The organism is Bdellovibrio bacteriovorus str. Tiberius, from assembly GCF_000317895.1.
GTDB lineage: Bacteria > Bdellovibrionota > Bdellovibrionia > Bdellovibrionales > Bdellovibrionaceae > Bdellovibrio > Bdellovibrio bacteriovorus_F.
The window spans coordinates 3,668,876-3,695,168 of record NC_019567.1 but is presented as its reverse complement, the minus strand read 5'-3'; the positions used below and the strand labels follow the sequence as shown (position 1 = coordinate 3,695,168).

Genomic DNA, 26,293 nt, shown 5'->3' with positions numbered 1-26,293 from the left:
AGATGTAAAGAGCGTTGCTTAGAACAGGTATTCCGCACCCACAGAGCCAGAGAAGCCCTCTGAATAGAAGCTGTAGGTTTCTTCATAGCGGTGGTCTGCCAGATTGTTCAGGCGGGTGAAGACATTGATGTTGTTATTCCACTGATAGGAATAAGCAGCATTGGCAGTCACATAACCCGGAATAGAAGTGGAGGCATAGGCCGTCATGGAGATCGGTGCGCCGTTATCCATGCGTTCGCCAGCACCCACCAGTTCCAAAGCAGCGGTGTGTTTGTCGTGGTTTTGGATGTATTTCAGGCTGCCATTGACAAGTGGACGACGAAGCAACCACGTGCCGGTGTCGACGTTACGTGGTTCTTGATAACCGTAAGTCGCGATGAATGTACCACCAGTCCAGGGGCGGATAGTGTAGCTGATATCCACACCGCGGGTTTCGGTTTTGGAAACGTTTTCGTACTTAATGCTTGGGAAGGAACCGGAAATCTGGATCAGATCCGTGAAATCAGAACGGAAGAACGTGATAGAGGCGCTTTGGCTTTCCGAGATCTCAAATTCCTGCATCAAGCTGTACTGAACCGCACGCTCGGCTTTCAGATCAGGATTTCCATAAGATGAATACAGCTGGAACAGGGAAGGAATCTTGTATCCGGACGCGACTTCCAGTTTGGTGTGCTCAAACAACGTCAGACCAATTTGGTAAGTACTGACCGCGTCCTGATCGGCCCAGTTTTCCACGCGACCGCCAACGGCCAAAGAAAAGCCCGGATGGAATTCATAGTCAGCCTTGGCAAAAACACCACGCTGCTCAGAGAACGTGTTCACGGACTCAACGCCCTTGTCGCGGTAAGTGAAATCTTCATACAGATAGCTTAGACCTGCGGCCACGCTGATCTTTTCAGACTTGTACGGAGTCAGATCCAGACGGGCTGTGCGAAGATTCGCGCCATATTTCTGGTCAGTGCCGGTTGGGTTCTGCACCGGAACAACGGGCCACTCATAAGTGCGCAAGCTGTTTTGCATGCTCAAAGCCAGGCGTGGTTCGAACGGAAGTTCGTTGAACTTCATGTAAGTGGAACCGCCAATCTGACGGGTGAACATTTCAAGGTCCTCGGTGTCCATCACCTGATTGGTGGTGCGATCCGTGGTAGGAGACGTGTTGAAGTCCTGCAGGAACAGGGCTTTCAGATTTCCATCAACAGCGCCCTTCCATACATAGGCACCTTCGGCGTTCCAGTTGTTGCGGGAATAAGTTTCGGTGGAATCAAGCACTGGGGATTCCGCGTCTCTCCATGCGCCATGACCACGCACTACCAGGGCGTTGTTGTCATTCAAAGCTTCTGTGTGACCGACAGTCACGTCACGGAAGTTCTGAGTGCCCAGCTGACCTTGCAGGGAGCTTTGGCTTTTGATTTCCTGAGGAATGGTGTCGATTTTGATAACGCCAGACAAAGCCTGACCGCCGTAAAGCACTGTCTGGCCACCTTTGATGATTTCAATGCGGCGAACGGATTTGATATCCAAAGAATTCAGATTGAAGGTTCTTTGTACTGTGGATGCATCATAGAACGGAACGCCGTCAACGATGATCATCACGTGTCCAGAATCACCGCCACGAATGAAGATGGAGTTTGGCTGGAATGGGGTGCTGACGACGGTGATGTTGGCCTGGCTTGAAAGCAGGCTGGTGATATTCGGAGCGCGGGAATCCTTGATGGTTTTTTCGTCGATGACAACTTTGTTGGAGGTGTTAAAGACAACATCCTCAACAACGGTTTCAAAACTGGGAACGGCTTCTTGAGCGTGAGCGGCCAAACCCAGGAACAGGCTGGCGATCAGAACTGAATATTTCACTGATAAATCCTTTTAACCGGTGCAAGATTTAATTTACTTCCAACTTAAATCTATAGGTGTAACGGATCCTAACAGCAACAGATTCTTCGCCTTTGAAAGCTGGTTGAAATTCGAACTTTTTCAGGGCTTCCACTGCCGATTCATTCAAGCCATGACCCGGTCCGCTCAGAACCTGCACGTGACGGACTTTGCCTTCGCGATCAATCAGAATTTCCAGAATGACGGGCCCGTCCACGGCGGCTTTCTTGGCTTCTTCCGGATACTGGGCTTTGAATTCCCGTTTTACTTTGGGCAAACGGGTGATTTCGCTGAAACCCACCGGGGCGGTGGAATCCCCGCCGCCACCATCAGTGCCGGTATTTGTGGTGTCGGTGGCTGTCGTGTTGTCTGTGTTAGTCGCGGCGACGGCGGTTGTTTCGCCGGTTTGGATTTTTGCAGACTCCGCCGGAACAGTCGGTGCAGGTTTGCTGACAGAAGCCGCAGGTCCCGGCGGCAGGCCTGAAACACCCGCGGGGCTAGTGACAGTCAGATCCACCACGGTTCCCAGATCCGGGGACATCGGCGAGGCACCCCACTGCAGGGCTGTGACCGCCAGCAGATGCAAAATAACTGATAATAGGATCCAAAGTTTAAGTTTCAAGCCCTTAGACCTTCTCATAATCCAATTTTAAGTCAATGCCCGGCAGGGCTATTGTGGGAAGGGCTTAGATGGTGTAGAGTAGTTCTTGTCGGGCTCTAAATCCGGCGTCTATGAGAAATTAATCCGTCATCTTATTCTTTTTTTAAGAACTCACATTGGCCCCATCGGGCTTGGACGGATTATTTATTATGCAAAACAATTTATTTCAGGTGACCGGAAGGTCCCTGTTCTATGAGCTTCCCCACGGGGCGAAGCTTCTGAATGACATTTCATTTACGTGGAATTTTCGTCGGTGCGCCCTGGTCGGTCCCAATGGCGTGGGAAAAACCACGCTGGCAAAAATTCTGGCCGGGGTTCTGGAACCCAAAAGCGGCGAGCTGCGCTGTTCGCAAGGGGTTGTGTATCTGGAGCAGGTCAGTGAACCGACGGATCAAACTGTCGGTGAATATTTGATGGGTCTGTGGGAAAGCCCGGTGGCTGACCCCGCCGTGTGGGGCTTGCTGCTTCAGGATATTCCGCTGGAACAAAACCTTAAATCCCTGAGCGGAGGCCAGTGGACTCGTGTGCGCATTGCCGAAGCCCTGGGCCGTGGTGGTGGTTTGCTGATCCTGGATGAGCCCACGAACAATCTGGATCGCGAGGCGCGCGAACTGGTGTACCGTTTTGTGCGCGAATATCCGGGCTGTTTGCTTCTGATCAGTCACGACCGTGAATTGTTGGAAGAAGTCGACGGTATCTGGGAGCTTTCCAGTCAGGGGCTTTCAAGTTATGGCGGCAGCTATTCCTTTTACGAAGCACAAAAAGAGCACGAGCGGGAATTGCTCGAAGAAAAGATCGACCGGGCACGACGCGAGAAAAAGAAGCTGGAGCGTGAACATCACGACAAGCTGCAATCTCAGGAAAAGCGCATGCGCGCAGGTGATGCCAAAGCCGCCAAGGGCGGGATTCCCCGGATTATTGTCGGAGGACTGAAGCGCCGGGCGCAGGAAACCCACGCCCGCATCAACGTGAATGAGGAAAAGCGTGTGGAAAAGTCGCAGGAAAACTTACGTGAACTGGTACAGGCCCAGAAGCTGGAAAGCCGGCTGGGACTGGATTTGGACGCCGCGGCCCTGCCGGAAGGAAAGCTTGTCTTTGAGCTGGATCACTTCAACATAAGCTATTCGTCAGAGGGTTCTTTCCTTTGGGAAGAACCCTTGACCTGCGCGATGCGCGGACCACGCCGATGGGCTTTGTACGGAAGAAACGGCGCCGGAAAAACCTCGCTGCTGGATGGCTTGCTCAGCCGTTCGCAGGCTGTGCGCACAGAAGGGGTCTGTCGCTTGGGTGAAGTGCCCGTGCAGGTGCTGGATCAAAAGTATTCCCTGCTGAATGCGGATCATTCGGTGCTTGAAAATGTGATGGAAAAATCAAGGTTTGATCTGATTGAGACTCGCAACCGTCTGGCTCAGTTTCAGTTCTTTGGTGATATGGTTCAGCGTAAGACCCGGGATTTGAGCGGAGGCGAAAAGCTGAAGGCCTCTTTGGCGAAAATCCTTCTGTCTCAGCCGGTGCCGCAGTTGCTGATTTTGGATGAACCGACCAACAATCTGGATCTGGCCAGTCTGAAGGTTCTGGAGTCAGCCTTGGGGGAATATGCCGGGGCGTTGCTGGTGGTATCCCACGATGAAGTATTCCTGCAAAACATCGGAGTCGAGGCGGTTTTGGAGATCCGATAGGGCCCGCTAAAACGGGGCCCACCCTTTGCAATGTTCCAGCTTCGCTATGTTTGCTCGTTGGTTCACCGTTCTATCTTTTGTGTGTTTTGGCCTACTTAGCCTTTTTGTCGTTCAGATGACAAGAAGGCCGCTCTGTATTGAATCCAAGGTTGTCGAAAGAATCGACAGACTGGGTCCTCAGTCGACGGACACCATCTATCGTTGTGCTGTGAACCGGGAAACCGCTTACAGCACCTATTTTGGGGAGCAAAGCCGGGACCTGACTTATCGTATTCAAAAGACCGAACGTCTGTTGGAAAGTTTTGAGCCTTTCCGTCGTAAGGTGCAGCTGACGATCTTCCCGGATCGTCCGTACTTGTACCGTGTTCAAGGACAGCACATCTTTATTGGACAGAAGATGCTGGAAGCTCCGGGGCATCTGGAAAAGGCGCTGGCAAAAGTCTGGTATCATGAACGCAATGATTCTTTATTTGTGCAGCAGGATCTGATGGAGGAAGTCTTCACCGATTTCCTGGTGTATCTGGATCTGGGCGATCTGGATATCGGTGATCCGGACACGCGTCTAAAAACTGCGCTTCGCAAAGTGAAGTGGCCGTTTGTTCTGAAGTCGGTGGCGGCTTATTGTGATTCACCGTGGAAGCAGTCTGAACACTTTGCTCTTTGTCAGAACAAGGCTGAAGCTGCTCATGAACTGAATCAGCAGGTGGTCGAGATGAGTCTGCGCCCGCTGCTTGTCACCAGCTGGGTGAATGCTTACCGTCAGCTGACGATGAAAGAGCGTTTCGAATTCACGCAGAATCTGCCGCAACTGCTGCGAGCCGATCATTCCGAGCCTTTGCCGATCGTGGGCAGTGCCGAGGCCATGATGTCCGATACGGCTTTGATGAAAGCGGCGGAAGCCATCAAGAACGTGAATTTGTTTGTATCAAAGACCAATGCCATCAAGGATTCTGAAACTCATCGTCTGTTTCTGGCGAATTTCACCAATGAGCTTCGCATGAACGGGTTCCATGATGCCTTTGCCGAAGCGTCCTTTGATGTTTTGTATGTGGCGCAGGAAGAACTGACTGAAAAATCCAAAGTGCTGCAGCAGTTTATGAAAATTGCCAAAGCCCAGCCAAAACTTCAGATGGCTGTGCGTGATGGTGCTAACTTGTGGATGTTACCATCCCGTTATCCGGTGCCGGTGAAGTCTTTTGGTCAGATCAAGTCGGTTCGCACCGTTGTGGAAAAGTGCGGTGGTTACAACTTCAGCTATGTCATGGACTATGCGGAAGAGACCGAAAAGCTGCTGGTCGTGGATCATTGTGACGCCAAAAAAGAAATTCAGTATTCCCGCTATCTGTCGGAAGGTGCTGAAGGCTTTGGTGCGCAGAACAAGGGAACCGCATTTGTGCAGTTCCATCTGCCATCTTTGTTGATGAAGAAGGCCGAGCTTGAGCAGGTTTCAAATGTCTTTGAATTCATTCAGAAGCGCGATGTGGAAAGCCCGTCGTTCAAGAGTCTGGGCTGGCGCGAGGTTCACTGGAGTGAGCAGGCCAATGCTTATCAGCCAAAGGCCTATGTCGATGCTATTGAGTGGTTCCGCGTTCCGAACTAAGGGTTGTCCAGGCTTGGCAGCTCTTCCTTGAAGGCCGAGATGTCTTTTTGCAGTTTGTCCCGGTTGTTTTCCAGACTGCTTAAATCACTTTGCAAAGAAAAGACCTCTGATTTTTTGCTGCTGATATGTGTATCCAGCACCGAAATCTGAGAATTGAAGTGAGTCACCAGCTGGCTTTGCTGGTTGAGCATGGCAGAGGACTTGCTGGATTCAAGGCCGCTTTTTTCAGCTTCCATGGCGCTAAGCCTGCTGCGTGCAAAACTCAGGTTGTTGCGTTTGTGCAGAATATCCATATCAAGACTGCGGACTTCTGAAGATTTGCTGTCGATCAGAGTCTGCACGTATTTTTTGCGACCTTTGCGGTATTCCGTCAGGAAGACGGGTTCAAGTTCTTTTGGACAGACGTTCTGATATTTTTTGCCCGAGGTGCCCGCCACAAATCCGTTGGATTTGGCACAGTAATCCACGGTGCCTTTGCGGTGTTCAGCAACCAAAACATTGATCTGTGGCCCTTCGCAGATATCGCGAGAGAAGAAGTCACCGCTTTTACCGATGATGTAGGCGTTGGTGTTCGTGCAGTACTTTTCAACGCCGCTTTTGAAGCCCTTGTCCAGCTGGGATTCCTGGATGTCGGCCTCGACCTTGCGGCATTCGTTCACCACGGGGTCGGCATTCAGCCATTGGCCGCGCATGGCTACTTTTTGTCCGTGTTCAAACCAGTTGATAGATTCGCAGTCTTTCTTTTTGAAGTAGCTTGCACAACCCGCCAATTGAAATGCCATTGCCGTCAATACCAATACACGCAACATCGTCATTACCCCACAAGCTGTTTCAGCTCGTTTTCAAAATTCTGCTGGTCTTCCATGGCTTGCAGCATGGTGGATTCCAGCTCTTCAATGGCCCCGCTGAGTTCATGCAGCTCTTTGGCAAGGCCTGCGGCTTTGTCTCCGGCCGCGGTCATCAGATTTTCATTTAAAGCGTCTCTCTTTTTCGTGAGATCGGCAATCTTCTTGTCACAGTCTTCAATCAGTTTTTGGGCCTTTTTGATCTGGGTCTCTAGCTTCTTTCGTTCTTCCTTATAGTTGAATTTCGGAGCTTCAGCGGCTTTTTCGGAACTGACTTTTTGCGTTGTTGCGCCTTCAGTTAGGTCACGTTCTGCCAGAAAGCCTTTTTGCAGACTCCAGACGTATTCATCATAGGTGCCGGGATACAAAGTCAGCTTCCCGTGGTTCACCTCTAAGATTTTGTTGGCCACGCGGCCGATAAAACCACGATCGTGGCTGACCGTGATGATGGTGCCTTCGTATTTTTCCAAAGCCGTGGTCAACGCTTCGACCGTGTCAAAATCAAGGTGATTCGTGGGCTCATCCAGCAATAGCAACGGCGATTTCTGCAAAAGAATCTGTCCCAAAGCCACGCGGGACTTTTCGCCACCGGAAAGGACTTTCACTTTCTTGTGAACATTGTCACCCGAGAACAGCAAACTGCCGGCGATGTTCAGCACATCCTGTTGGGTCACTTCTTTGTGGGCGGCAGAAGCCATGGCTTCCAAAACCGAATGGTCAGGGTTTAAAGATTCCGGAGTGTGCTGTGCAAAATAGGACAGGCTGACCTGATGACCCCATTTGATGTCTCCACGAACCAGCGGAATCTGCTCGCCAAGGGACTTCAGCAAAGTGGACTTGCCAGCTCCGTTCAGTCCGACGATGCCCAGATGATTGCCGCGCTCAAGGCGCAGGGTTACATCTTTCAGGATCACCTTGTCGCCATAGCCACATTCCACATTTTCCACTTCCAGAATCATTTTCCCGGTCGGGGAGGCCGGTGGAATATAAATGTGCGAATGAGTAGGTGCGGCTTTGACCTCGATGACTTCCATTTTTTCCAGGGCCTTCAGGCGGCTTTGCGCCTGGCGGGCTTTGGTGGCTTTGGCTCCGAAACGGGTGACAAAGTCCATGATGGATTTCTTTTTGGCTTGCTGGCTTAGAACCTGCTTTTGCAGAATTTCAGCAAGCATTTGCTTTTGTTCGAAGTAGTCATCAAGACTTCCGGGGAACTTCACGATGTCGCCGGATTCGACTTCCAGAATATGATCCGTCACCCGGCGCAGGAATTCGCGGTCGTGCGAAATCAGCAGGAACGCACCTTTGTATTCCTGCAGGAAGCTTTCCAGCACCAGCAGGGTTTCCAGATCCAGGAAGTTCGTCGGTTCATCCAGCAACAGCAGGTTCGGCTCTTGACCGATCAGGTACAAAAGCTTCACGCGCATGCGGTACCCACCGCTAAGCTGTTTCAGATGAGATTGGAAGTGACCTTCTGTCAATCCCAGCTTCAGACCGAACTGTTTCAGCTCCCACAGGGGCTTGATGCAGTTCTTTTCCAGATATTCTTCGACCTTTTGATCGACATCCCAGTCGGATTCCTGTTCCAGATAACCCAGACGCAGTTGCTGGGATTTGGTCACGATCCCTTCATCAAGATGTTCCTGATCGACCAGAATTTTAAACAGAGTGGATTTTCCGGCACCATTGGGACCGATAACGCCGACGTGTTCACCTTCGTTGATCGCGAAAGTGGCATCGTCAAAGAGAACTTTGGCGCCAAAGGCCTTGTGGCCGGATTGCAGTTGCAGAAGAGTGATAGCCATACGGCCTAAACTGAAGGAATTTCGTCGCGGGGTCAAGAGCGGGAAGGCCATTTGGCGGGCTTCCCGAGCTTTTATTGGCTTACTTGTTGTTCTTGCGGTCTTCTTTGCGCTTTTCAGTGACTTTGTTTTTTGCGTTTACAAAAACCACTGTCGGCTCATGTTTCTTGGCTTCATCCAGGCTCAGACCACAGTAAGAACAGATGATCACCAGATCCCCTTTTTGCACGTGACGGGCGGCAGCCCCGTTCAGGCAGATTTCGCCTTTTTTACCCTTGATCACGTAGGTGGAAAAACGAGCCCCATTGTTGCAGTTGTAAATATCCACACGTTCGTTCAGCAGCAAACCAGAGGCTTTGATCAGATCCGGACAGATGCTGACGGAGCCTTCATAGTTCAAATCTGCTCCGGTAACGGTGGCGCGGTGAATTTTGGTTCTAAGCAATGAAATATTCATAAATAAATCCTTAAGCGTTGTGTTGCAGAGCGATCAGCATGCCTTTAAGAACAAGGTCCGGCACGATTTCGTCGAATACTTTTTCTTTTTCAAACAAATAGGAAAAGCCACCGGTGCCAATCACCATCGGACGTTCCCCTTGGAAACATTCTTTGGTGATTCTTTCGGTCAGTTCCTTGATGGTGCCCAGATGGCCATAGTACAGACCGGACTGGATACTTTCGATGGTCGCGCGGCCCAGAGCTTCATGCATGGACACGATTTCCACAGATGGCAGCTTGGCCGTTTTGCTTTCCAAAGCCTCCATGCACAGGCGCATACCGGCGACAATACTGCCACCCAGATAGTCCTTGTCCTTGCTGACTGCGCAGAAGGTGGTTGCGGTTCCCAGATCCACCAGAATCAGGTTTTTCCCAGGATACAGGTGAGTTGCCGCAATGGAATTGGCGATACGATCCGCACCGACTTCCAGTGGGTTTCTGTACTTGATCTTAAGACCGGTTTTAACCCCGGCCTGCAGGATGAACGGATTGATATCGAAATACTTCATGCAGGCGCCGCGCAGGGAATAGATCACTTCCGGCACAACACTGCAGATGGCGATTTGTTTTACCTTGGTCGGGTCAAAACCGTTTTCACGGATTGCCGTACGCAGGAAAATTCCGGTTTCATCTGACGAAGCTCCGCTTTTGGAACTGCGACGGAAGGAAAGAACCATCTTGTCCTTGTCAAAAAGTCCAGCGTAAATCTGGGTGTTACCCACATCAAGACATAAAATCATACAGTATCCTTTGGCAGAACCACACGAATCAGTTCACTGGTCAGTTGATCCAGATTTTCACAGGCAACAAAGCCTTCGTGATTGAACAGGGTGAATTTGTGGGTGCGGTTGACGATATCAATTTCGCTTAAATCATTGTGAACGACGAAGTCGGCGTGGGAATTGGCAAAAAGCTTTTCCACTGCGTGTGTGCGTTGTTCAGGACTGGCGTGACTGGTCAGTTTGAACGCAATCACTTTCAAGTCCTTGTTTTTGGAATATTCCTTCAGACGGTCCACAATCTTGTGGTTGCGCTTTAGGTGAATGCTCATCTTGTCGGATTCCGAGCTGACTTTTTTCACCTCAAACGGGCGGAAAGACTGTCCATCCACTTCCAGATGATCAATGGAATAATCACTGACGGCCGCAGCGTGAATCACGTGGGTGAAGTTTTCGGTGGAAAGATAGTGTTTCATTTTTTCATCCAAAGTCGCGAAGCTGACGAACAGATCACGGCGGGTGACGTGTTCAGACTTGGGTGAAGCATGGGCTTGCAGCAAGGTCACATCAAAGCCCATTTGGGTCATGTATTCCGCCAGCGCGATGCCGGTGCGGCCCGAGCTAAGATTGCTGATTACGCGAACCGTGTCGATGGGTTCTTGCGTGCCCCCGGCAGTGATCAGGATTTTCACTTTGGAAAGGGCAGAGGACTTTGGCGCCACAGAAACCGCCGCGGTATCCTGCGCTGGCTTGTGAAGTGCTTCCAAAGTCATTTTCAGAATCAGATCCGGTTCCAGCAGTTTGCCCCAGCCTTCTTCGCCACAGGCCAGAATGCCGGAAGCGGTGTCCAGGATTTGCACGCCCATTTCTTTAAGAGCGGTCAGGGACTTTTGTGTCACCGGGTGCAGATACATACTGGTGTTCATGGCCGGAGCCACCAGGAATGGCTTTTTAAAGTCGTGAGCCAGGAACAAAGTCTGCAGCAAATCATCACCCACGCCTTGAGCAGCCTTGTTTATGAAGTTCGCCGTGGCAGGGGCGACCAAAATCACATCCGCCCAGCGCATCAGGTGGATATGATCCATGACGTTGCCGGTGGCATACATGTCACTGATGACGGGTTTTCCAGTCAGGCCTTCCAGGGTGGCGTTGCCGACAAATTTCAAAGCCGACGGGGAGGCCACAACCTGAACGTCACAGTTATTCTGCACCAGACGGGAAACCACATGACAGGCTTTGTAACAGGCAATAGAGCCTGTCATCATGAAAAGAACTTTAGATTTGGACATTGTCGATCAACCTCACTTCACCGAGTTTGGCGGCGACGAAGCGGCGGTTTCCCACATCCGTCACATAATCCACGATAAATCCTTGAGCTGACAAAGAAGCCGCAGCTTCCGCAGCGGTTTTGCTTTTCGTAATGGCTTTAAAGATGGCCGGGGCTTTCTCGCGTTCTTCCGGGCTTAGACGCAGATTGCGCGAGCTTTTTGCCAGACCGTCTTCTTCACGCACAGTGGGAACCGGAACGACTTCCAGATCCATAAAGAAGCTTTCCACCATGCCTTGAATCAGGGTCAATTGCTGGAAGTCCTTTTCGCCGAAGTACGCCTTGGTCGGGCGAACCACATTGAAAAGTTTCATCACCACCGACAGCACACCATCAAAGTGACCCGGGCGGTGCGCGCCATCCAGCAAATTGGAATAGTCGTTTTCAGAAACTTTATAGCGATAATTATCCGGGTACATTTCCGGATAGCGCGGGAAAAAGATCGCGTCGACGTTGTTTCGTTCGGCCATCGCCAGATCCTGATCCCAGGTCTGGGGATATTTTTCCAGATCTTTTGGGTCATTAAACTGCGTGGGGTTCACGAAGATGGAAAGCACCACAAGGTCGTTGTTCTTGCGGGCTTGCTTGATCAGTTCCTCGTGCCCGGTGTGCAAAGCGCCCATGGTGGGAACAAAACCCACTGTGCCGGATTGCTTGCGGCGCCAGGCTTGAAATTCAGCAGGAGAGCGCAGGACTTGTGTCATGAATAGCTCTCTTTCTCGGACGGGAAGATTTCGCTGCTGACTTCCTGATGGTACTGGTTCAATGCGCCTTTGATGGTGTTAAAGCCATCAAGGTACGTTTTCACGAATTTCGGTTTGAATCCCTGATTCATGCCCAGCATGTCTTGTAAAACAAGCACCTGTCCGTCGCAATCCACGCCCGCACCGATCCCGATAGTCGGAATCTCAAGCGCCGCCGTGATTTCTTTGGCCAGTTTTGAAGGAACACATTCAAGCACGACGGAAAAAGCCCCGGCGTCCTGCAATTGCAAAGCGGCTTCCAGAATTTTTTTCTGCGCTTTTTCATCACGGCCCTGAACTTTGAACCCACCCAGTTGATTGACTGATTGCGGAGTCAGGCCCAAATGCCCCATCACCGGCACGCCGGAATCCACCAGATGGCGAACCAGTTTCAGATTTCCGGCAGCGCCTTCCAGCTTCACAGCGTGAGCACCGGCTTTCATCACTTTTTCAACAGCCGTCATGTTGGCGGTCAGGCCTTTGCGGTAGCTCATGAACGGCAGATCGGCGATCACGAACTTATCACTCGCGCCGCGAACGACAGCTGCTGTGTGGTGAGCCATAACCCCGGCAGACACATCCAACGTGGTGGAATGCCCCAGCATCACCATTGCCAAAGAGTCGCCGACCAGAATGCAGTCGATATCACTGTCGGCCACAATGCGGGCGAAGGAATAGTCATAGCAGGTGATCATTGAGATCTTTTGCTTTTTGCTTTTCTTGTCGTGGAAATCGAGGATGGTTTTCATGGGGCCCTCACTTTCGCGGATACTCAGGCCAAAGGGTTTCTAGAAAGGCTTTGTACACAGCCTGATAAGGATCATCGTTCAAAGCCTGCAGATTCTTTTCGACAGTGGCGGCATCTTTACGCGCCAGCGGTCCGGTGAAGGCATCTTCAGGGTTCGCCAAAGTGTTCTGGATCACTCTTTCAATATAGGGCTTGGCAGCACTTTGCGGTATTTTCATCTCGGCAAAGCCTTCGAGCATCTTGGCAAGCAACAGAGTCGTGAAGTTTCCGCCCAGCACACACAAGGCGTGATAGCGGGCTTTTTCAAAGGCGAAGATGTTGGAATAGGAATTGGAAAGCCCCGGCAGGGCATCAATCAGGGAATCGCATCCGGTCAGCGCAAAATGAATCTGCTGATAGGTCGCCAGATCATACAGGTCCGGACCAAAGGTCATCAGCGGATGCGCTGCAATCATTCCTTTGAAGTACAAAGCGCCTGAGAAATGCACGAGCGTTTTGTCTTCATGTTGTGCCAGATGCTCTTGATAGAAGGCCTGCAAAGAACTGTCACTGATCGCCAGCAGGATGTGCGAGCACGAAGAAACTTTGCCGGCCAAAGCAGAGATGTCCTCGCTGCGATCCCAGGTCTGGTATTTTAAATTGAGTAAATGGAAATAGTGGGCAACATGTCGGGCGACACGGCCAGAGCCAATAATAAGAAATGTAGGTACAGTCTTTGTCGCATTCATATGTGGGTACCTGTCCTTTGCGGGATCAAGTCCTCTGTAATGTTCGCAACCTAACATAATTCTATCAGATTTCAACGATTCTTGCCAATATGCGTAATTGCGGCCGTGGGCGCTGGACTTAGCTCTTAAACTAAGTAAAGTTCCGCTCATGAAATACTTGTACTGGGTCAGCGCCGTCGCTGTGATTGCATTGGGTGTGTTTTTCTCCATGAATTTTCAGATTCAGGAACGTTCAATTCCCAAAATCAAATTTTCTCAGGTTGAAGTTCCCGAAAAAATGGGCAAAGGCATCTATGATCGCCTGCGCATGGAAATCAAAAATGCGCCGATCGTTTTCCTGGGCGTGACTCCAGGGCAGATTGAAGATTTGGAACTGTGGAGAGGCTTTATGGAAGCCAATCAGGAACAGGGTTCCAAGTACGACGTGATTGTCGTGGATCCCCAGCTGCCTTACGTGGAAGTTTTCAATTCCACCATGCGACTTGATGTCCAAAATGAAATGGCCCGCTTTGTTGAGGGTGTGAACAACGCTCGCGCGCAAGGCCTGCGAGTGGCCGTGATTGTCCCGTACATTTATTCTTCGCAACTTGTGAAAAAAGGCCCTGCCAACCGCCTGAAGGAAGAGTACAAAATGGATGTGACCAGTTTCTCGGTCATGAAGTTCCCGGTGACGCGCGAGCAGGAAGAAAGCTTCCTGCCGGTGTGTGATCTGGACGGCACAAGAGATCTTGCAGGCACCGGACATCTGGGCTGCATGGTGATCGAAGTGGCGCGCAAAACGTACCGCAAGAAATTTGAAGAAAACAAATACTCAGGCATGATGGAACAAACCGGCGCCAAAGACTATATCGTGCTACTGAACCGCAACGCCAGCCCCCGCTAAAAGGTTCCCGGTTCTTTTTCGGGTCTACAGTGCATTAAACGAGGAGATGTTCGATGAAAGCGATGATTTTGGTTTTATCTCTAGTGGCAGGCTTCACTGCTGAAGCCCGCAGCGTTCTTGAGCAACCTTGGCAATCTGCCGATGGTCGTGCGATTGTCCGCTTCGTTGAATTCAACGGCATGCTGACGCTGAACACGCGCAGCTATTATCCGAATGGCGCACCTTCTGATTACTTCTTTGAATTCTGGATGCCGGAAGGGCGCGATGTGCGCCCGGGTGAAACAATTCAGGGCCGTCTGCGCAGCCTGGACGGTTATTATGGCTGCGTGTTTGATGAACACGCACAAATGCAGCTAACAGTCGATGGCACTTTGAAAGTTCATTATCCTCTTTTGACCTTCCACCGCGAAACGCGCTCTGTGCGTGATGGAAACGGCGGGCGCCACTATCGCCGTGTGATTGATTGGAACGGCTGGGGCTGGGTTGAAACGGTTTATTCTTACCCGATTGAACGCTGGAGAGTCATTTCTTCAGAATGCGTGATCAATCAGCGCAATTGGGTGACGAATGAACTGTTCCCGACAGGTGAACGTCCGGTGCCTCGTCCGAACTAAAGGATTTCTTCGTGAAAAAGATCGCTGTTGTCACTGGTGCTAATCGTGGTTTGGGCCTTGCTTTGAGCGAGTCCCTGGCGCAAAGGGGTTTCAAGGTTCTGATGGCCATGAGAAATCCCGATAAGGCGCAAAAGACTTTGAATGGATTGACCATGAAGGGGCTGGATGTCGTGCCGATGAAGCTCGACCTGTCCCAGGAAAAAAGCATCACGGACTTTGTTGAAGTGATCAAACGCGAATACGGTTTCGTCGATGTGCTGGTAAATAACGCCGGCATCCTGATCGACAGTGAAGACGGCGGAAATTCCTCGCTGTTGAAAACCAAAGCCTCTACGCTACAAAAGTCCTTTGTCACCAATACCATGGGACCGTTCCTGTTGACCCAGAAGATCTTCCCGCTGATGAAGCAGGAAGGCTATGGGCGCATCGTGAATGTCTCCAGCGGCATGGCCCGGCTTTCTGAAAAACAGAATGCCTCGGCGTCATACCGTATCTCTAAAACGGCTCTGAACATGGTCACGAATCTTTTTGCCTCGGAAGTTTCCGGCGAAGACATTTGTGTGAATTCCGTGTCGCCAGGATGGGTGCGCACAGATATGGGCGGCCCGCATGCGGATCGTTCTGTTGAACAAGGGATCAAAGGTCTTCTTTGGGCGGCAACGCTGCCGAAGGGCGGTCCCAATGGCGGCTTCTTCCAGGATGGCGAAAGTCTGACTTGGTAATTAATCCCTGTAGTATTTCAAATCTTCCGCACGGACATAATCCCTGGCAGAACGAGCCATGGACCCGTCGGATTTCATGCGTTTGATGATGTCTTTGATCTTGTTGCGATCTTTTTCAGTCACGCGCGCTTTGGAAACATAGATGCCCAGATCCTGCGCCTGATTGGGATCCGGTAAAATCACAAAGCTCTGGTCCTGACCTTTGCGTGAAAGATAGTAGTGCGTGAACAGCGGGGTAGAGAACGTCGCTTGCGCCCGTCCTTTAATCAGATTGGCAAAAATGTCACCAGGGCCCGGGACTTCAAACAGACGTTTTTGTTTGAACAGAATTTCCCGTTCTGGTTCCGACATAAAGAAGCCGGCCCCAATCAGGGTGGAGAAAACGGCTTTGGAGCTTTTCAGATAGTCTTCGATCTTGTAGGCCGGGTTGTAGGACTTCTTATCAACGATCAGCATGCGCGGAACACGATAGGCGGGAATGAATTCCGCGACTTTGTCCATTTCAGCGTCGCGGATCGCAAGGCCCATGATGTCGACGCGGTTTTTGATCAACTTTTCTTTATTGGCGGCATACGAGCCCGGGATTTCAGTTTCACGGCATTCAAGCTGCTTTACAACGTCGGTCAACAAAACATACGAATGACCTTTTTTAACTCCATTTTCGACGAAATAAGAAGGCTCGTTGTCCATAAAGGCCAGAACGAAGCGCCTTTCGCAAAGGTCATTGGCATGCGCAAACATCATCGCAAAAAGGACATTCAGCAGGATCATGAAGATTATTGTGATTAAGCCGAAAGCATCCGGCAAATTGAAATTCGCCCAGGTCTAGTATTCGTATTCACTTCCGAAGACAACGCCGACCGTGGAGTTTTCAACCGTGGTGCTTTCTTTGCCATAGTAGAAGCCGATGGCGGAACGCAGGGCCCGCGTTTTCCACGAGTACCCCACGGATGTATTAAAGTTCTGACCGAAGTAATCCACATCCGAACCAAAGCGGTGGGAAATCCCACACAGAAGCTGATGGCCGTCGGCGGCTCCGTAACGATAGCCAAAACTTTGCGAGAATGTGTAGCGATCCAGGTTTCCCGAGACTTCAACAAACGAGGAATCAGTCAGAAATTCGTGATGCCCCACTTTGAATCCATGACCAATCAAAAGTTTGCCTTCCTCATTGGTGACACTGGATCTGGCGTCATCATCTTCAGTAACGGTGAAATCTCCGGGAGGTGAGCCGTGAGTGAATATTCTCGATGAACCTTTGTTCTGGTTGTACAAGGACAGGCCGCGCGAGTTGAAGTTCACGCCTAATGAATAGTGCTCAAACTGAAAGTGCGTGGAAAGCCCAAGGGCAACGTTCAGATTCTTGTATTCGGACTTGGTTTTGGAAACCACATAGATATCCTGCGCGGGGAAAGAGCTTTCGCCAACCCCGAAAGTCTTTGCCTCTGAGTAGCGGGCCAGAAACTGGATGGCAAATGGAATGGACTTAAACGCCATTGAATATCCGGAGACCATGCGACTGATGTTCGCCTCGGCATCAAAGGACGTTTCGTTCTTGCTGGACTGCCAGGAAAAAAGACCCTGCAAAGTATTGGCGACAAAGAATTCATGCACCAGATCCTCGCCCACCACCAGATTGCTCAGATAAGAGGGCGCAAGGCCCAGAGACGATGAAAATGTCTGTCCTTCGTTTTTGGAATTGATGGCCCCGATCGAGTTGCCGTTCAGGCTAAAGGCATTGTCCTGTCGTTGACGAAGCAAACTGGGATTGTAATAAGAAGCGGCTTTGGACCGTGTGGTCGCGACACCGGTGTTGGCCATCAGGCCTTCATAGAGACCGACCGGCAGGATTTGCGCCACAGCCGTTGATGAAATAAGAAAAAGCAGAATGCATAAAACGGACTTCATCAGAATCTGCGAGGGACTTTTCTTCATGTGAAAATGGTACTTTGGGGCGTGGGCAAAGAAAATAAAAAAGCCATCCCCGAAGGGATGGCTTTGACGCAGCAGGGACCTGAAAAAGAACCAGGAACCTTTTAGAAGATTTCGTGGGCCAGCGGACGGCGAGGCGCACGGAAGTATGTTCTTGGAGACAGATCCAGCAGATCGCTCAGCTTCTGCATGTAAACGCAGGCATAACGATCCAACTGGTAAGCAAAGTAACTTTCTTCGTTGCCGGCTCTCATCAGCTGACCCCAGTTGCCGTTGTACATCGCCTGCTGTTTTTTGATCAGCTGGCTGATTTGGGCGTCGATCTCAGAAATAGTCTTTTGCAAAGTCTCGATCTGAGGTTCATTCGCGGCCACCGCTTTTTCAATTTTGCGGGTCATGATGTCGGTCAGTTCGTCTTCCAGAGGCTCTTTTTTCTTCATCAGGGTTTCGATTTCCTGATTCAGAGGTTCAGCCTGCTTGTTGTTTTCAACCTCAACGTCAAGTTCCTCGATAACCATCGCGGTTCTCCAGTTGCAGTCTTTTTTCAAGCGCAGGATGTCGCCGTAAATATGGTCACCCACGTAAAGGATGTCATCACCGGCCAGATCCAGATCGGCTGTGAATTTCTTCGCGTTACCGCCCTGATAGATCCCCGGAGTCAGCTTGCCTTCCATGTTGGTCATGGTGCCATCTGCCGGATTCACACGCAGATACTTCTGGTTTTCATAGAAGAACTTCGGTTTGGAAGCAAACGTGATTACGAATTCAAACAGGTCTTCCCAGGACTTGTGCTCTTTCAGGAATGGCTGAATCGCATAGTCCAGAAGTAATTTCGTGTAGTGGAAATCAGAGTTCGTCAAAACGAAGATCTTTTTCCCGTGGCGACGGAATTTTTCCAGTGTGTGCACCAGAGTTGGATCTTTGATGATGAAATGATCCAGGTTCTGTTTCACGACGTCTTTCAGGGAACCGTCGCGGTGAGCTTCATCCAAAGCATCCAGCACGTCGTCAGCAATCTGCGCGTATTCTGGATACTTGTTGGCTGTGTCAGAGTCTTTCAATTCCACGATCTGAGCGATCAGATTCGCCAAAGAGATCGAGAAAGAAGTGTCCACCGCCAGATAGTCGGAATTGGACAAGTCGATGTAAGTGGACTTGTAAAGCTTCTGGTGACTTTTGAAATCAAGCGGCTTCAGGCCGTGATAGCTGGCGCGAATCGCCGTGTAGCGGTTCAGCTTCAGCAGATTTCCCATCTTGCGGTCGATAACCAGACCACGGATGGCAAAGTTATAGTCGAAGACCAGCTTGCGCAAAGTTTCAGGATAACCGCGTTTTACCAGTTTATCGATCATCGTGGTGTGGGACAGACGCTCAAAGTTTTCACTGTTATAGCGAACCAATGTGTGGTCCATGTCCACGCCGATGTAGCGGATTTTTTTCAGATTCAATGTTCTGTTAACAAATACTTTTCCAGGCATATTTTCTTTTCTTACTTAGTAACAGGGAGCTGCAGATCATTCCAAAGAAGCATGCCCCCTTGCATGTTGTATACTTCTTCGAAGCCGTTCATCTTGGCAAAGGCTGTGGCCTTGGCAGAGCGACCGCCACTGCGGCAGATAAAGACCACAGTTTTGTCTTTGGGCAGGGTGCCCAGTTGCTCAGGGAGAGTGTCCAGAACCATCAGGGAAGAGCCTTCAACGTGACCCAGTTCACCGACGTATTCGTCAGGCTGGCGCACGTCGATCATCACAACGTTTGCCATGTTCTGCTGAAGTTCGGCAGGGCCAATATCGTAGATTCCCTCAAAATGAGGATTTTCAGTTTTTGAAGTAAAGTTGACGAATTTCATTGTCACGTCTTCCTCCGGCATCAGAGCCAAGACTCTAACCATAGCACCTGCCGGAAAATACAGCAAGAACCAGTCAGGCTCGGCGCGTAGCAGATTTAGGTCCTAAGTTGTTTTAGGACCTGAAAATCAATTGGAAGCAGATGGCAGGATGGGAGTGGCCGCAGAGACACAGCGGAAGCCCAGATGATTGGCGGTATAAGACGCACTGTTGTCCAGATCGATCGAGAAAATCCCTGACTGAGTGCCGTTGTAAAGACTGCCGCCCCGGGCGACCGCCCCACCCGGACCGCTGATCCACGCAAAGCCCATCCCGCAGAAGTCGTTGGTGGTGGAATCGGCACATTGCAGGCTGGCGGAGGGAGCAAACAAGGTGGTGAAAGAATCAGCCAGGGTGATCAGTTCCGAGATGTAAACATTCGAACTGGCTGCGCCGGCAGAGTAATCATCTTTGGTCCATTCCCAGGAATTTCCGGCAAAGTCCCACAAAACTTTTCCCGTCGAAAGCTGATGAGTGCGGCGGTTTTCATGCCACAGCGTTGGGCTGCAGACAGCATCCAAAGCGGCAAGACTGTCTGGATTTGTGTCTTCGTCCAGATCAAGGCCATAACAAGGGTGATCATCGCCACCCGCAGCCAGCATGTATCCGAAATCATCATTGAAGTGACCGCGGTTCAGAGCGCCGGAAGTCACAGCACCCGAATTCCAGTTGGTGGAAACCGAAGCCAGATTCTGCGCCAACTGATTCCATTGGGCGTTTGAAATCAGATCAAAATCCGCACCCAAAGCCTGACAGGCTGCCAATGCATCATCACGGTCAATCGCGCCCCAGGGAGCCCCGCCCGCCTGCGAAGTCGCAACGGAACCCACGTCTTTCATTTCATATTTGGCCACACAGAAACCCGGAGGGGGTGAGCCGGCGGGAGCTGGCACATAGACATAATTGTCAGGACAGGAATAAAGAGTTTCTTCGATCACCGCGTCTTCGTCCGTGCTGCCGTCTTCTTTTTTAAGATCGAGCGTGCAGGCGGAAAGCAGCAGGGAAATCAGGGACAAAATTGTCAGTGGCAGAGTACGTTCAGTCATGCTGGACTCTTCGGAGTCCGTCCAAGATTCGTAAAGACTTATGCGATGAGAACTCGGTAAATTCCGCGAGAAGCTAAAAGAGCTGTTTCAGTCTGAAACAGCTCTGTGAGAATTCTTGTGTTACCAGATTTGAACTCGGTCTTTTTCCGGGAGAGTCATCGGATCCCCGGGTTTACACTGGAAGGTTTCCGCGAACGCCGGCTGTTGTTTTACCTGCTCGTTGATGCGCGCCAGGCCTGAAGAATGCGGATCGGTTTTACGCAACAGTTTGGCATTGTCCGGGCGGATCACCTCACACCACAGGCGTCCATAGGCGACGAAGAAATCCTTTTTGTCTTTTTCACTGCCTTTGCCTTCAGGGAAAGCGGCATTGTAGGCAAAAGTCAGTCCAACCAAATCGGCCACGTTTTCACCCAAGGTCAGCTTGCCGTCGTGGTCGGCCCTGTTGAACTGATCAATCATCTTCTGGCCACGCAGATTGAATTCCATGATGTCCTTCGTGGTCATCCAGGTGCGCAGGCGTCCCTGAGAGTCATATTTGGAACCACTGTCATCGATGCTGTGACCCAGTTCGTGACCGACAACGGCACCCACAGCGCCCAGATTTTCGATCACAGAACCGTCTTTGTCATAGAATGGGAATTGCAGGATCCCAATCGGCAGCACGAACTTGTTTTCGTTCGAGCTGTAGTAAGCATTCACGGTCAGCGGGCTCATTCCCCAGGCGTCCATGTTGGCCGGTTCACGCATTTCCTGCATGGCCTTTTCCCAGCGGGCTTCGCGGTAAGTGCGCAAGTTTTGAATGGCCTGTTTGCTGGAATACTTTTTCACCGGCAGGAAGTCCCATTCGCGATCGTTGTGGGGTTTCACCAGTTGCAGGCGTGCCGTGCGGATTTTGGCCAGGGCTTCTTTTTTGCCGTCCTTGGAAAGCCAGGTGTTCTTTTCCAGGCCTTGCAGGATGCTTTGACGAATGCGGGACGCCACTTCGTTGACTTTGCTTTCATCAAAATTCGGGAACACTTTTTCAATCAGAACCGCGTCGATTTCTTTCGAGAACAAACGGGTGGCTTCCGAAGTGCAGCGTTCCTGACGAACCGGGCGCTTGGCCGGGCCGCCGAAGAATTTCTTTTCAAAGGCAAATTGTGAAGCAAAGAATTTCGGATAGCCGTCGTCCATGATGCCGCTCAGGGCGCCATATAAATACGCATCTTTCCAGACTTGCAGATTACGCTTTGGCAGTTCGGCATTCAGGAAATCCAAAGATTCCGGAATCGGCGTGTTCACCGCCAGCTTTTCCGGCGCATATTTGAACAAAACATCCAGCTTCAGGTTCGGGTACTTTTTAACAAGATCCTTCTGGGAGGCGACACGTTTTTCGCTCCAGCGCTGATGACGAACTGCTGTCACCGGGAAGACTTTGATGAAATCCTGTTCCAGGGCGATTTGGGCCTGGGCCTTTTTTACGGCGTCGGCCTTTTTGATTTTAGGATCCACGGACTGGAAAAACAGCACCAGTTGTTTTTCATAGTCGGCCATCAAGTCCTTCTGTTCATAGTACTTGTGATCCGGAAGCTCCATCAGGCTTGAGTACAGCATGGCGTCGATTTCTTTGGGGTTGTCCAGATTGTTCGTGGGCCACAGGCGGATCAGGCTTCCCAAGCCGCGCGGCATCTGGGCGTGGGTGTAAAGAATGAATTCTTCCAGGGATTTGATTTGATCCATTTCGGCTTTCAGGGCTTTGACTTCAGCCTTTTCATCGCGGGCCTTGGCTGCGGAATCCATGCACGCCAGATAGTAATCACGAACCTGGGAAGTGCGTGCATCCAGATTTTTCTGGTGCGGAAGCTCTTTCATGAATTTCATCTGGGTTTCAAGCAGGCGTTCACGGGAATCACTGAAGGCAAACAGGTGACGGCTGCGGTCTTCACGCAGTTTGAAAGCGGATTCCGCTTTGGAGCACACATACTGATGGAAGTTCTGGCAGGGGCTGATCTCTGAATTCAGGGGAAATTCACGTTTGACCGGAATTTCAGAGGTGGGTTTCGGGGCGGGTTTTGTGGCCTGCGCCATCAGCGGAGTCACCAGCAGGGGTAAGAGAAGCTTCAACATCAACAACAGTCCTTTGTTATGAATTCAGAGTCCAAATGCTATCGTTTTTATATTTGCTTCGCAAGACTGGGAAGTGGCATGATCGCAGGACTTATGCCTGTACACGACGTTGAGCTTTCCCCCGAACAATCCTCTGCTTTGGATCTTTTAAGATCCGGAGAGAATGTTTTTTTGACGGGCGGGGCGGGCAGCGGAAAAAGTTTTCTGATTCGCCAGTTCATGCGTGAACTGGATCCGAAAGAAATGCCTATTCTGGCCAGTACCGGTGCTGCCGCCGTGTTGTTGGGTGGCCGGACTTTTCACAGCTTCTTTGGTCTGGGTATCATGGAAGGTGGCGCTGATGCCACCTATGAACGCGCCAGCAAAGACAAGCGTCTGATGTCCCGCCTGCGCAAGGTTGAAGGTGTGATCATTGATGAAATTTCTATGATTCCCGGCCAGGCCCTGATGATCGCCGAAGCTTTATCGCAACGAGCGCGTGAATCAAAACTTCCCTGGGGTGGCATGCGTGTGATCGCGGTGGGGGATTTTGCCCAGCTGCCCCCGGTGACCCACACCGGTCAGCGCGACTGGTGTTTCTTAAATGGCGTCTGGGAAGTCAGCGGTTTTCAGACAGTGATGCTTTCACACAATCAGCGGGTTTCGGATAATTTGTTTTTGGATGTTCTGAGCGATGTTCGTCATGGCAAGGTCACTGAGCGTGTTCGTGAATTCCTGAATGAACACGTTCAGGATCACGATGAAGATGATCCGGGCACACGTCTGTTCCCGCGCAAGATCAACGCCGAAAAGTTCAACGAACGAAAACTGGCCGAGATTGATGAAACCGAAGTGGTGATTGAATCCATTTATAGCGGATCCGAACGTCACATTGAAACTTTGAAAAAAGCGTCACCAATCGCGGAAAAGCTTATTTTGAAAATCGGCTGTCAGGTGATGTTCCTGCAAAATGATCCCCAGCGCCGCTGGGTGAATGGCACACGCGGATCCGTGGTTGATATCACGGCAGACCAGATCACCGTGCGCAAGGACCGTGGCCGCGAAGTTCAGGTCAGTAAATCCTCTTTTGCCATTCAGGATGCTGAAGGCAATATCATGGCGCAGGTCGAACAGTTCCCACTGACGCTGGCTTACGCCACCACGATCCATAAAAGTCAGGGCGCCACCCTGGATGATCTGTGGTGTGATCTAAGTCAGTTGTGGGAACCAGGCCAGGCGTATGTGGCCTTGAGTCGTCTTAGAAGCGCCAAGGGTTTGCACCTGATCGGGTGGAATCCACGTTCCATTATCGTTGATCCAAAAGTTTTGCAGTTTTATAAGCAGTTTGAAGGTCTTTAATGTTTTTGAAGGTTTTGTTTTTCACCGGGGTTTTCTCTGTAGCGTCCTCTGCATTTGCTATTTATTTCCCTTTGCCCGCAGGACATCGCGAAGCTTTTATGGGTAATGCCGGCGGAGCGATGGAGTCTTCGCCGGGAAATGTTTTATACAATCCAGCAGGTTTGGGGTTTCGCTCCACGAACAAGTTGTCACTTTCGGTCAGCGGGACTGCATTAACCAGTCATCAAATGAAAAGTAACAGCAGTGACTTGAGCCCCAGTGACTATTCGGTGCGCCCCTTGCTGGCGTCAGGAATTTATCCGACAGAGTGGGGGACGGGGGCTGTGTTCGTGGCAAGCCCGATGATGCTAAGCCTGGGTGGCGTGATGAATACGCAGGGTGGCTCTTACAATACTTCCACACTGACCAGTTTGGACAGTCAGCTTTTGAAGGTCGGGGCGGCATTTGGTGCGGCTGTCAATGACAGCCTTTCCTGGGGAATTTCTGCAGGCTTGCAGTTGGGTGATTCAAGAACTCACAGTTATAACAAGATAAGCACGGGGGGAAATCTTTATGCCACCATGTTTACGGAAACAGAAAACAAGAACAAAGGCCTTTTTGTTCTGCCGGGAATTCAGATAAAGCCAGTGGCAAACTGGACGGTGGGATTTTCTGCGCAGTTCGTACCTGTGATGCTGGAATCAAAAGCGGTTGATTATACAGCTGTTCACTATGTGGCGACGCCGAACACGGTGAATGAAGAGACAGTTTCTTATGAGCCGGTGAAGCAATCGCCCTACTATCTGCGTTTGGCCAATGGCTTTAATCTTCTTGCCGGGAATGACCTGTTTGTTGACGTGACTTATACCTCCGAATCTTCTTCCAGGGATGCCGATGGAATTGTCTCGAATGAAGAGTCGTTCGTTGTCTATTCTGTTGGCTGGAGAAACAAAAGTTTTGAAAGTTGGCAGCCCATGGCGGGTTACAGTCAGTCTTCAAGCGATAATAGCACAAATCATCTGACCAGTGCCGGAGTTGCGATTGTGCGTGGACGAAGTGAACTGATTCTGGGTGGCTACTACATGGCCTCGGTGCCCAATGATGATAATCTATTTGAGTATTCGAGCTACGGATTTATGTTCTCAAGCAACGTGGCTTATTAAAAAATCCACATCAGTTCGCGCAGCATCCCGATGGCGATGATGATTCCCAGTGTTTGCAATACCAAAACGATGTAGAACCAGGCAGGTTGTTTCTTCGATGGTGCTTTCGACATCAGCCCTCTTGCTAATCTTCATCGGGTTTACTTCGGAATGTATAAACCAGATGTAGTTGAAATTTCATCACTGTAATACATGAATGAACATCGCCTTTATGTCCGATCCAGCCCCTGGGTTGGGCCCGTAAAATCAACCTAAGTACTTGATATACCTAAATTTAATCATGCTTGAATAATGCTCAATTTGGGGCTACTGTCAGCGCATCGTATATAAGTTTTAGGAGGAGCCATGGCTCAAGTTACCGAGAAAAATCCGGTGGGTCTTAACGGAGTAGATTTTATTGAATACTCCGGTCCTGACGCCCACTTTTTTGAACAAGTGTTCAAGCGCTATGCTTTTAAGGAAGTCGGCCAAGTTCACGGCAAAAACATCAAACTTTACCGTCAAGGCGACATCAACTTCATCCTGAACTGCGAACCTCAGACATTTGCTACTGACTTTGCAAAACTTCACGGCCCTTGCGTGAATGCAACCGGCTTCCGCGTAGTGGATGCTGAGCAGGCATTCAAAACGGCTGTGGCTCGCGGTGCGCGCCCTTATGAAGGCAACGAACACCAAAAAGGGGCGACTCCATTCCCGGCGATCTATGGTATCGGTGACTCTTTGATCTATTTCATGGATCAGAAAAACCAGGACAAGCTTTATAATGAAATCTTCCAGGTGAAGCCTGAAGACAAAGCTCCGGTGGGTGTGGGTTTCACAGTGGTGGATCATTTCACTAACAACGTGCCGAAGGGCGAGATGGACAAGTGGCAGCACTTCTACGAAGGCATTTTCGGCTTCTACGAAGCGAAGTACTTCGACATCCGCGGCAGCAAGACAGGTCTTCTTTCCCGCGCGATGAGATCCCCATGCGGAAAATTCTCTGTACCGATCAACGAGCCGACAGAGGAAAAATCCCAGATCCAGGAATATCTGGATGAATATAAAGGCTCCGGCATCCAGCACATCGCTTTGCTGACTCACGATATTAACTATTCCTTGGAATCCTTGAAAAGCAGCGACATTCAGTTCCTGACTCCGCCGCCGCACTCTTACTATGAGATGATTCCTGAGCGTGTGCCGGGTGTGACTGAAGACATCAGCCGTCTTGAAAAAAACGCGATCCTGGTGGATGGCGACAAAACAGGAAAATACCTGCTGCAGATCTTCACGAAAAACACTTTCGGTCCGATCTTCTATGAATTGATTCAGCGTAAAGGCCACGATGGTTTCGGCGACGGAAACTTCCAGGCTTTGTTTGATGCGATCGAGCGCGATCAGCGCGAACGCGGCTATTTGACGTAGG

General features: G+C 50.6%; 24 protein-coding genes. 8 read left to right on the top strand and 16 right to left on the bottom strand.

Annotated features, from left to right (window positions below; all coding sequences use genetic code 11):
- Positions 1–18: 18 nt before the first annotated feature.
- The gene (locus BDT_RS17415; protein WP_015092558.1) at positions 19–1,851 is read right to left on the bottom strand and encodes a TonB-dependent receptor plug domain-containing protein; all 1,833 of its coding nucleotides are present in this window, start codon (positions 1,849–1,851) and stop codon (positions 19–21) included.
- Positions 1,852–1,879: 28 nt separating this feature from the next.
- Entirely contained in the window at positions 1,880–2,491 is a 612-nt protein-coding gene (locus BDT_RS17410) for an energy transducer TonB (RefSeq protein WP_235046185.1), read from the bottom strand.
- A gap of 188 nt (positions 2,492–2,679) precedes the next feature.
- Here BDT_RS17410 and BDT_RS17405 point away from each other — a divergent pair, with 188 nt between their 5' ends.
- Together BDT_RS17405 and BDT_RS17400 are read left to right on the top strand one after the other, a co-directional pair.
- Positions 2,680–4,209 (top strand): ATP-binding cassette domain-containing protein, encoded by a 1,530-nt coding sequence (locus BDT_RS17405; protein WP_015092556.1) that lies wholly within the window; start codon positions 2,680–2,682, stop codon positions 4,207–4,209.
- A 115-nt stretch (positions 4,210–4,324) separates the two neighbouring features.
- Complete coding sequence (locus BDT_RS17400) at positions 4,325–5,809, top strand: hypothetical protein (protein WP_015092555.1); 1,485 nt, start codon at positions 4,325–4,327, stop codon at positions 5,807–5,809.
- On the opposite strand, the gene BDT_RS17395 is transcribed toward BDT_RS17400, so the two are convergent.
- The 8 genes from BDT_RS17395 to BDT_RS17360 form a co-directional block, all read right to left on the bottom strand.
- Complete coding sequence (locus tag BDT_RS17395) at positions 5,806–6,624, bottom strand: DUF2799 domain-containing protein (RefSeq protein WP_041578047.1); 819 nt, start codon at positions 6,622–6,624, stop codon at positions 5,806–5,808. The genes BDT_RS17400 and BDT_RS17395 overlap by 4 nt on opposite strands.
- Positions 6,624–8,456 carry a ribosomal protection-like ABC-F family protein gene (gene abc-f / locus BDT_RS17390; RefSeq protein WP_015092553.1) on the bottom strand — a complete coding sequence of 611 codons (1,833 nt, stop codon included), beginning with the start codon at positions 8,454–8,456 and terminating at the stop codon, positions 6,624–6,626. The genes BDT_RS17395 and abc-f overlap by 1 nt, the downstream gene beginning before the upstream one ends.
- Positions 8,457–8,535: 79 nt before the next feature.
- A complete protein-coding gene (gene panD, locus BDT_RS17385; protein WP_015092552.1) occupies positions 8,536–8,910 on the bottom strand; it encodes an aspartate 1-decarboxylase in 375 nt (124 codons plus the stop codon).
- A 10-nt stretch (positions 8,911–8,920) separates the two neighbouring features.
- On the bottom strand, positions 8,921–9,691 hold the full coding sequence (locus BDT_RS17380; protein ID WP_015092551.1) for a type III pantothenate kinase: 771 nt from the start codon (positions 9,689–9,691) through the stop codon (positions 8,921–8,923).
- Positions 9,688–10,959, bottom strand: a complete 1,272-nt coding sequence (coaBC, locus tag BDT_RS17375; RefSeq protein ID WP_015092550.1) for a bifunctional phosphopantothenoylcysteine decarboxylase/phosphopantothenate--cysteine ligase CoaBC — start codon at positions 10,957–10,959, stop codon at positions 9,688–9,690. Before coaBC ends, BDT_RS17380 begins: the two co-directional genes overlap by 4 nt.
- A complete protein-coding gene (panC, locus tag BDT_RS17370; protein WP_015092549.1) occupies positions 10,946–11,701 on the bottom strand; it encodes a pantoate--beta-alanine ligase in 756 nt (251 codons plus the stop codon). The genes coaBC and panC overlap by 14 nt, the downstream gene beginning before the upstream one ends.
- Entirely contained in the window at positions 11,698–12,489 is a 792-nt protein-coding gene (gene panB, locus BDT_RS17365) for a 3-methyl-2-oxobutanoate hydroxymethyltransferase (protein WP_015092548.1), read from the bottom strand. The genes panC and panB overlap by 4 nt, the downstream gene beginning before the upstream one ends.
- 7 nt (positions 12,490–12,496) lie before the next feature.
- Positions 12,497–13,216, bottom strand: coding sequence for a DUF2520 domain-containing protein (locus tag BDT_RS17360; protein WP_041578045.1), 720 nt, complete (start codon positions 13,214–13,216; stop codon positions 12,497–12,499).
- 148 nt (positions 13,217–13,364) lie between these two features.
- Between BDT_RS17360 and BDT_RS17355 the strand changes: the two genes are divergently transcribed.
- From BDT_RS17355 to BDT_RS17345, 3 genes are read left to right on the top strand one after another with little or no spacing between them, the layout of a single operon-like run.
- Positions 13,365–14,099: a hypothetical protein gene (locus tag BDT_RS17355; protein WP_015092546.1), complete on the top strand. Its 735-nt coding sequence runs from the start codon at positions 13,365–13,367 to the stop codon at positions 14,097–14,099.
- Positions 14,100–14,152: 53 nt separating this feature from the next.
- Entirely contained in the window at positions 14,153–14,713 is a 561-nt protein-coding gene (locus BDT_RS17350; RefSeq protein WP_041578043.1) for a hypothetical protein, read from the top strand.
- Between the two features lie 11 nt (positions 14,714–14,724).
- A complete protein-coding gene (locus BDT_RS17345; protein ID WP_015092544.1) occupies positions 14,725–15,435 on the top strand; it encodes an SDR family NAD(P)-dependent oxidoreductase in 711 nt (236 codons plus the stop codon).
- On the opposite strand, the gene BDT_RS17340 is transcribed toward BDT_RS17345, so the two are convergent.
- The 6 genes from BDT_RS17340 to BDT_RS17315 form a co-directional block, all read right to left on the bottom strand.
- Positions 15,436–16,206, bottom strand: coding sequence for a substrate-binding periplasmic protein (locus BDT_RS17340; protein WP_015092543.1), 771 nt, complete (start codon positions 16,204–16,206; stop codon positions 15,436–15,438).
- 54 nt (positions 16,207–16,260) lie between these two features.
- Positions 16,261–17,370 (bottom strand): hypothetical protein, encoded by a 1,110-nt coding sequence (locus tag BDT_RS17335; RefSeq protein WP_015092542.1) that lies wholly within the window; start codon positions 17,368–17,370, stop codon positions 16,261–16,263.
- Positions 17,371–17,471: 101 nt separating this feature from the next.
- Complete coding sequence (locus BDT_RS17330; protein ID WP_015092540.1) at positions 17,472–18,845, bottom strand: HAD-IG family 5'-nucleotidase; 1,374 nt, start codon at positions 18,843–18,845, stop codon at positions 17,472–17,474.
- A gap of 11 nt (positions 18,846–18,856) precedes the next feature.
- A complete protein-coding gene (locus tag BDT_RS17325) occupies positions 18,857–19,258 on the bottom strand; it encodes a rhodanese-like domain-containing protein (protein ID WP_235046184.1) in 402 nt (133 codons plus the stop codon).
- An 84-nt stretch (positions 19,259–19,342) separates the two neighbouring features.
- Positions 19,343–20,299, bottom strand: coding sequence for a hypothetical protein (locus BDT_RS17320; protein WP_015092538.1), 957 nt, complete (start codon positions 20,297–20,299; stop codon positions 19,343–19,345).
- A 120-nt stretch (positions 20,300–20,419) separates the two neighbouring features.
- On the bottom strand, positions 20,420–22,408 hold the full coding sequence (locus BDT_RS17315) for a M13 family metallopeptidase (protein ID WP_015092537.1): 1,989 nt from the start codon (positions 22,406–22,408) through the stop codon (positions 20,420–20,422).
- An 18-nt stretch (positions 22,409–22,426) separates the two neighbouring features.
- On the opposite strand from BDT_RS17315, the gene pif1 reads away from it, so the two are divergent.
- The 3 genes from pif1 to hppD all read left to right on the top strand — a co-directional run bounded on the left by pif1 (position 22,427) and on the right by hppD (position 26,292).
- Positions 22,427–23,746, top strand: coding sequence for an ATP-dependent DNA helicase Pif1 (gene pif1, locus BDT_RS17310; RefSeq protein WP_015092536.1), 1,320 nt, complete (start codon positions 22,427–22,429; stop codon positions 23,744–23,746).
- Positions 23,746–24,888, top strand: coding sequence for a hypothetical protein (locus BDT_RS17305; RefSeq protein ID WP_015092535.1), 1,143 nt, complete (start codon positions 23,746–23,748; stop codon positions 24,886–24,888). The genes pif1 and BDT_RS17305 overlap by 1 nt, the downstream gene beginning before the upstream one ends.
- A gap of 345 nt (positions 24,889–25,233) precedes the next feature.
- Positions 25,234–26,292, top strand: a complete 1,059-nt coding sequence (gene hppD / locus BDT_RS17300; protein ID WP_015092533.1) for a 4-hydroxyphenylpyruvate dioxygenase — start codon at positions 25,234–25,236, stop codon at positions 26,290–26,292.
- Position 26,293 lies beyond the last annotated feature (1 nt).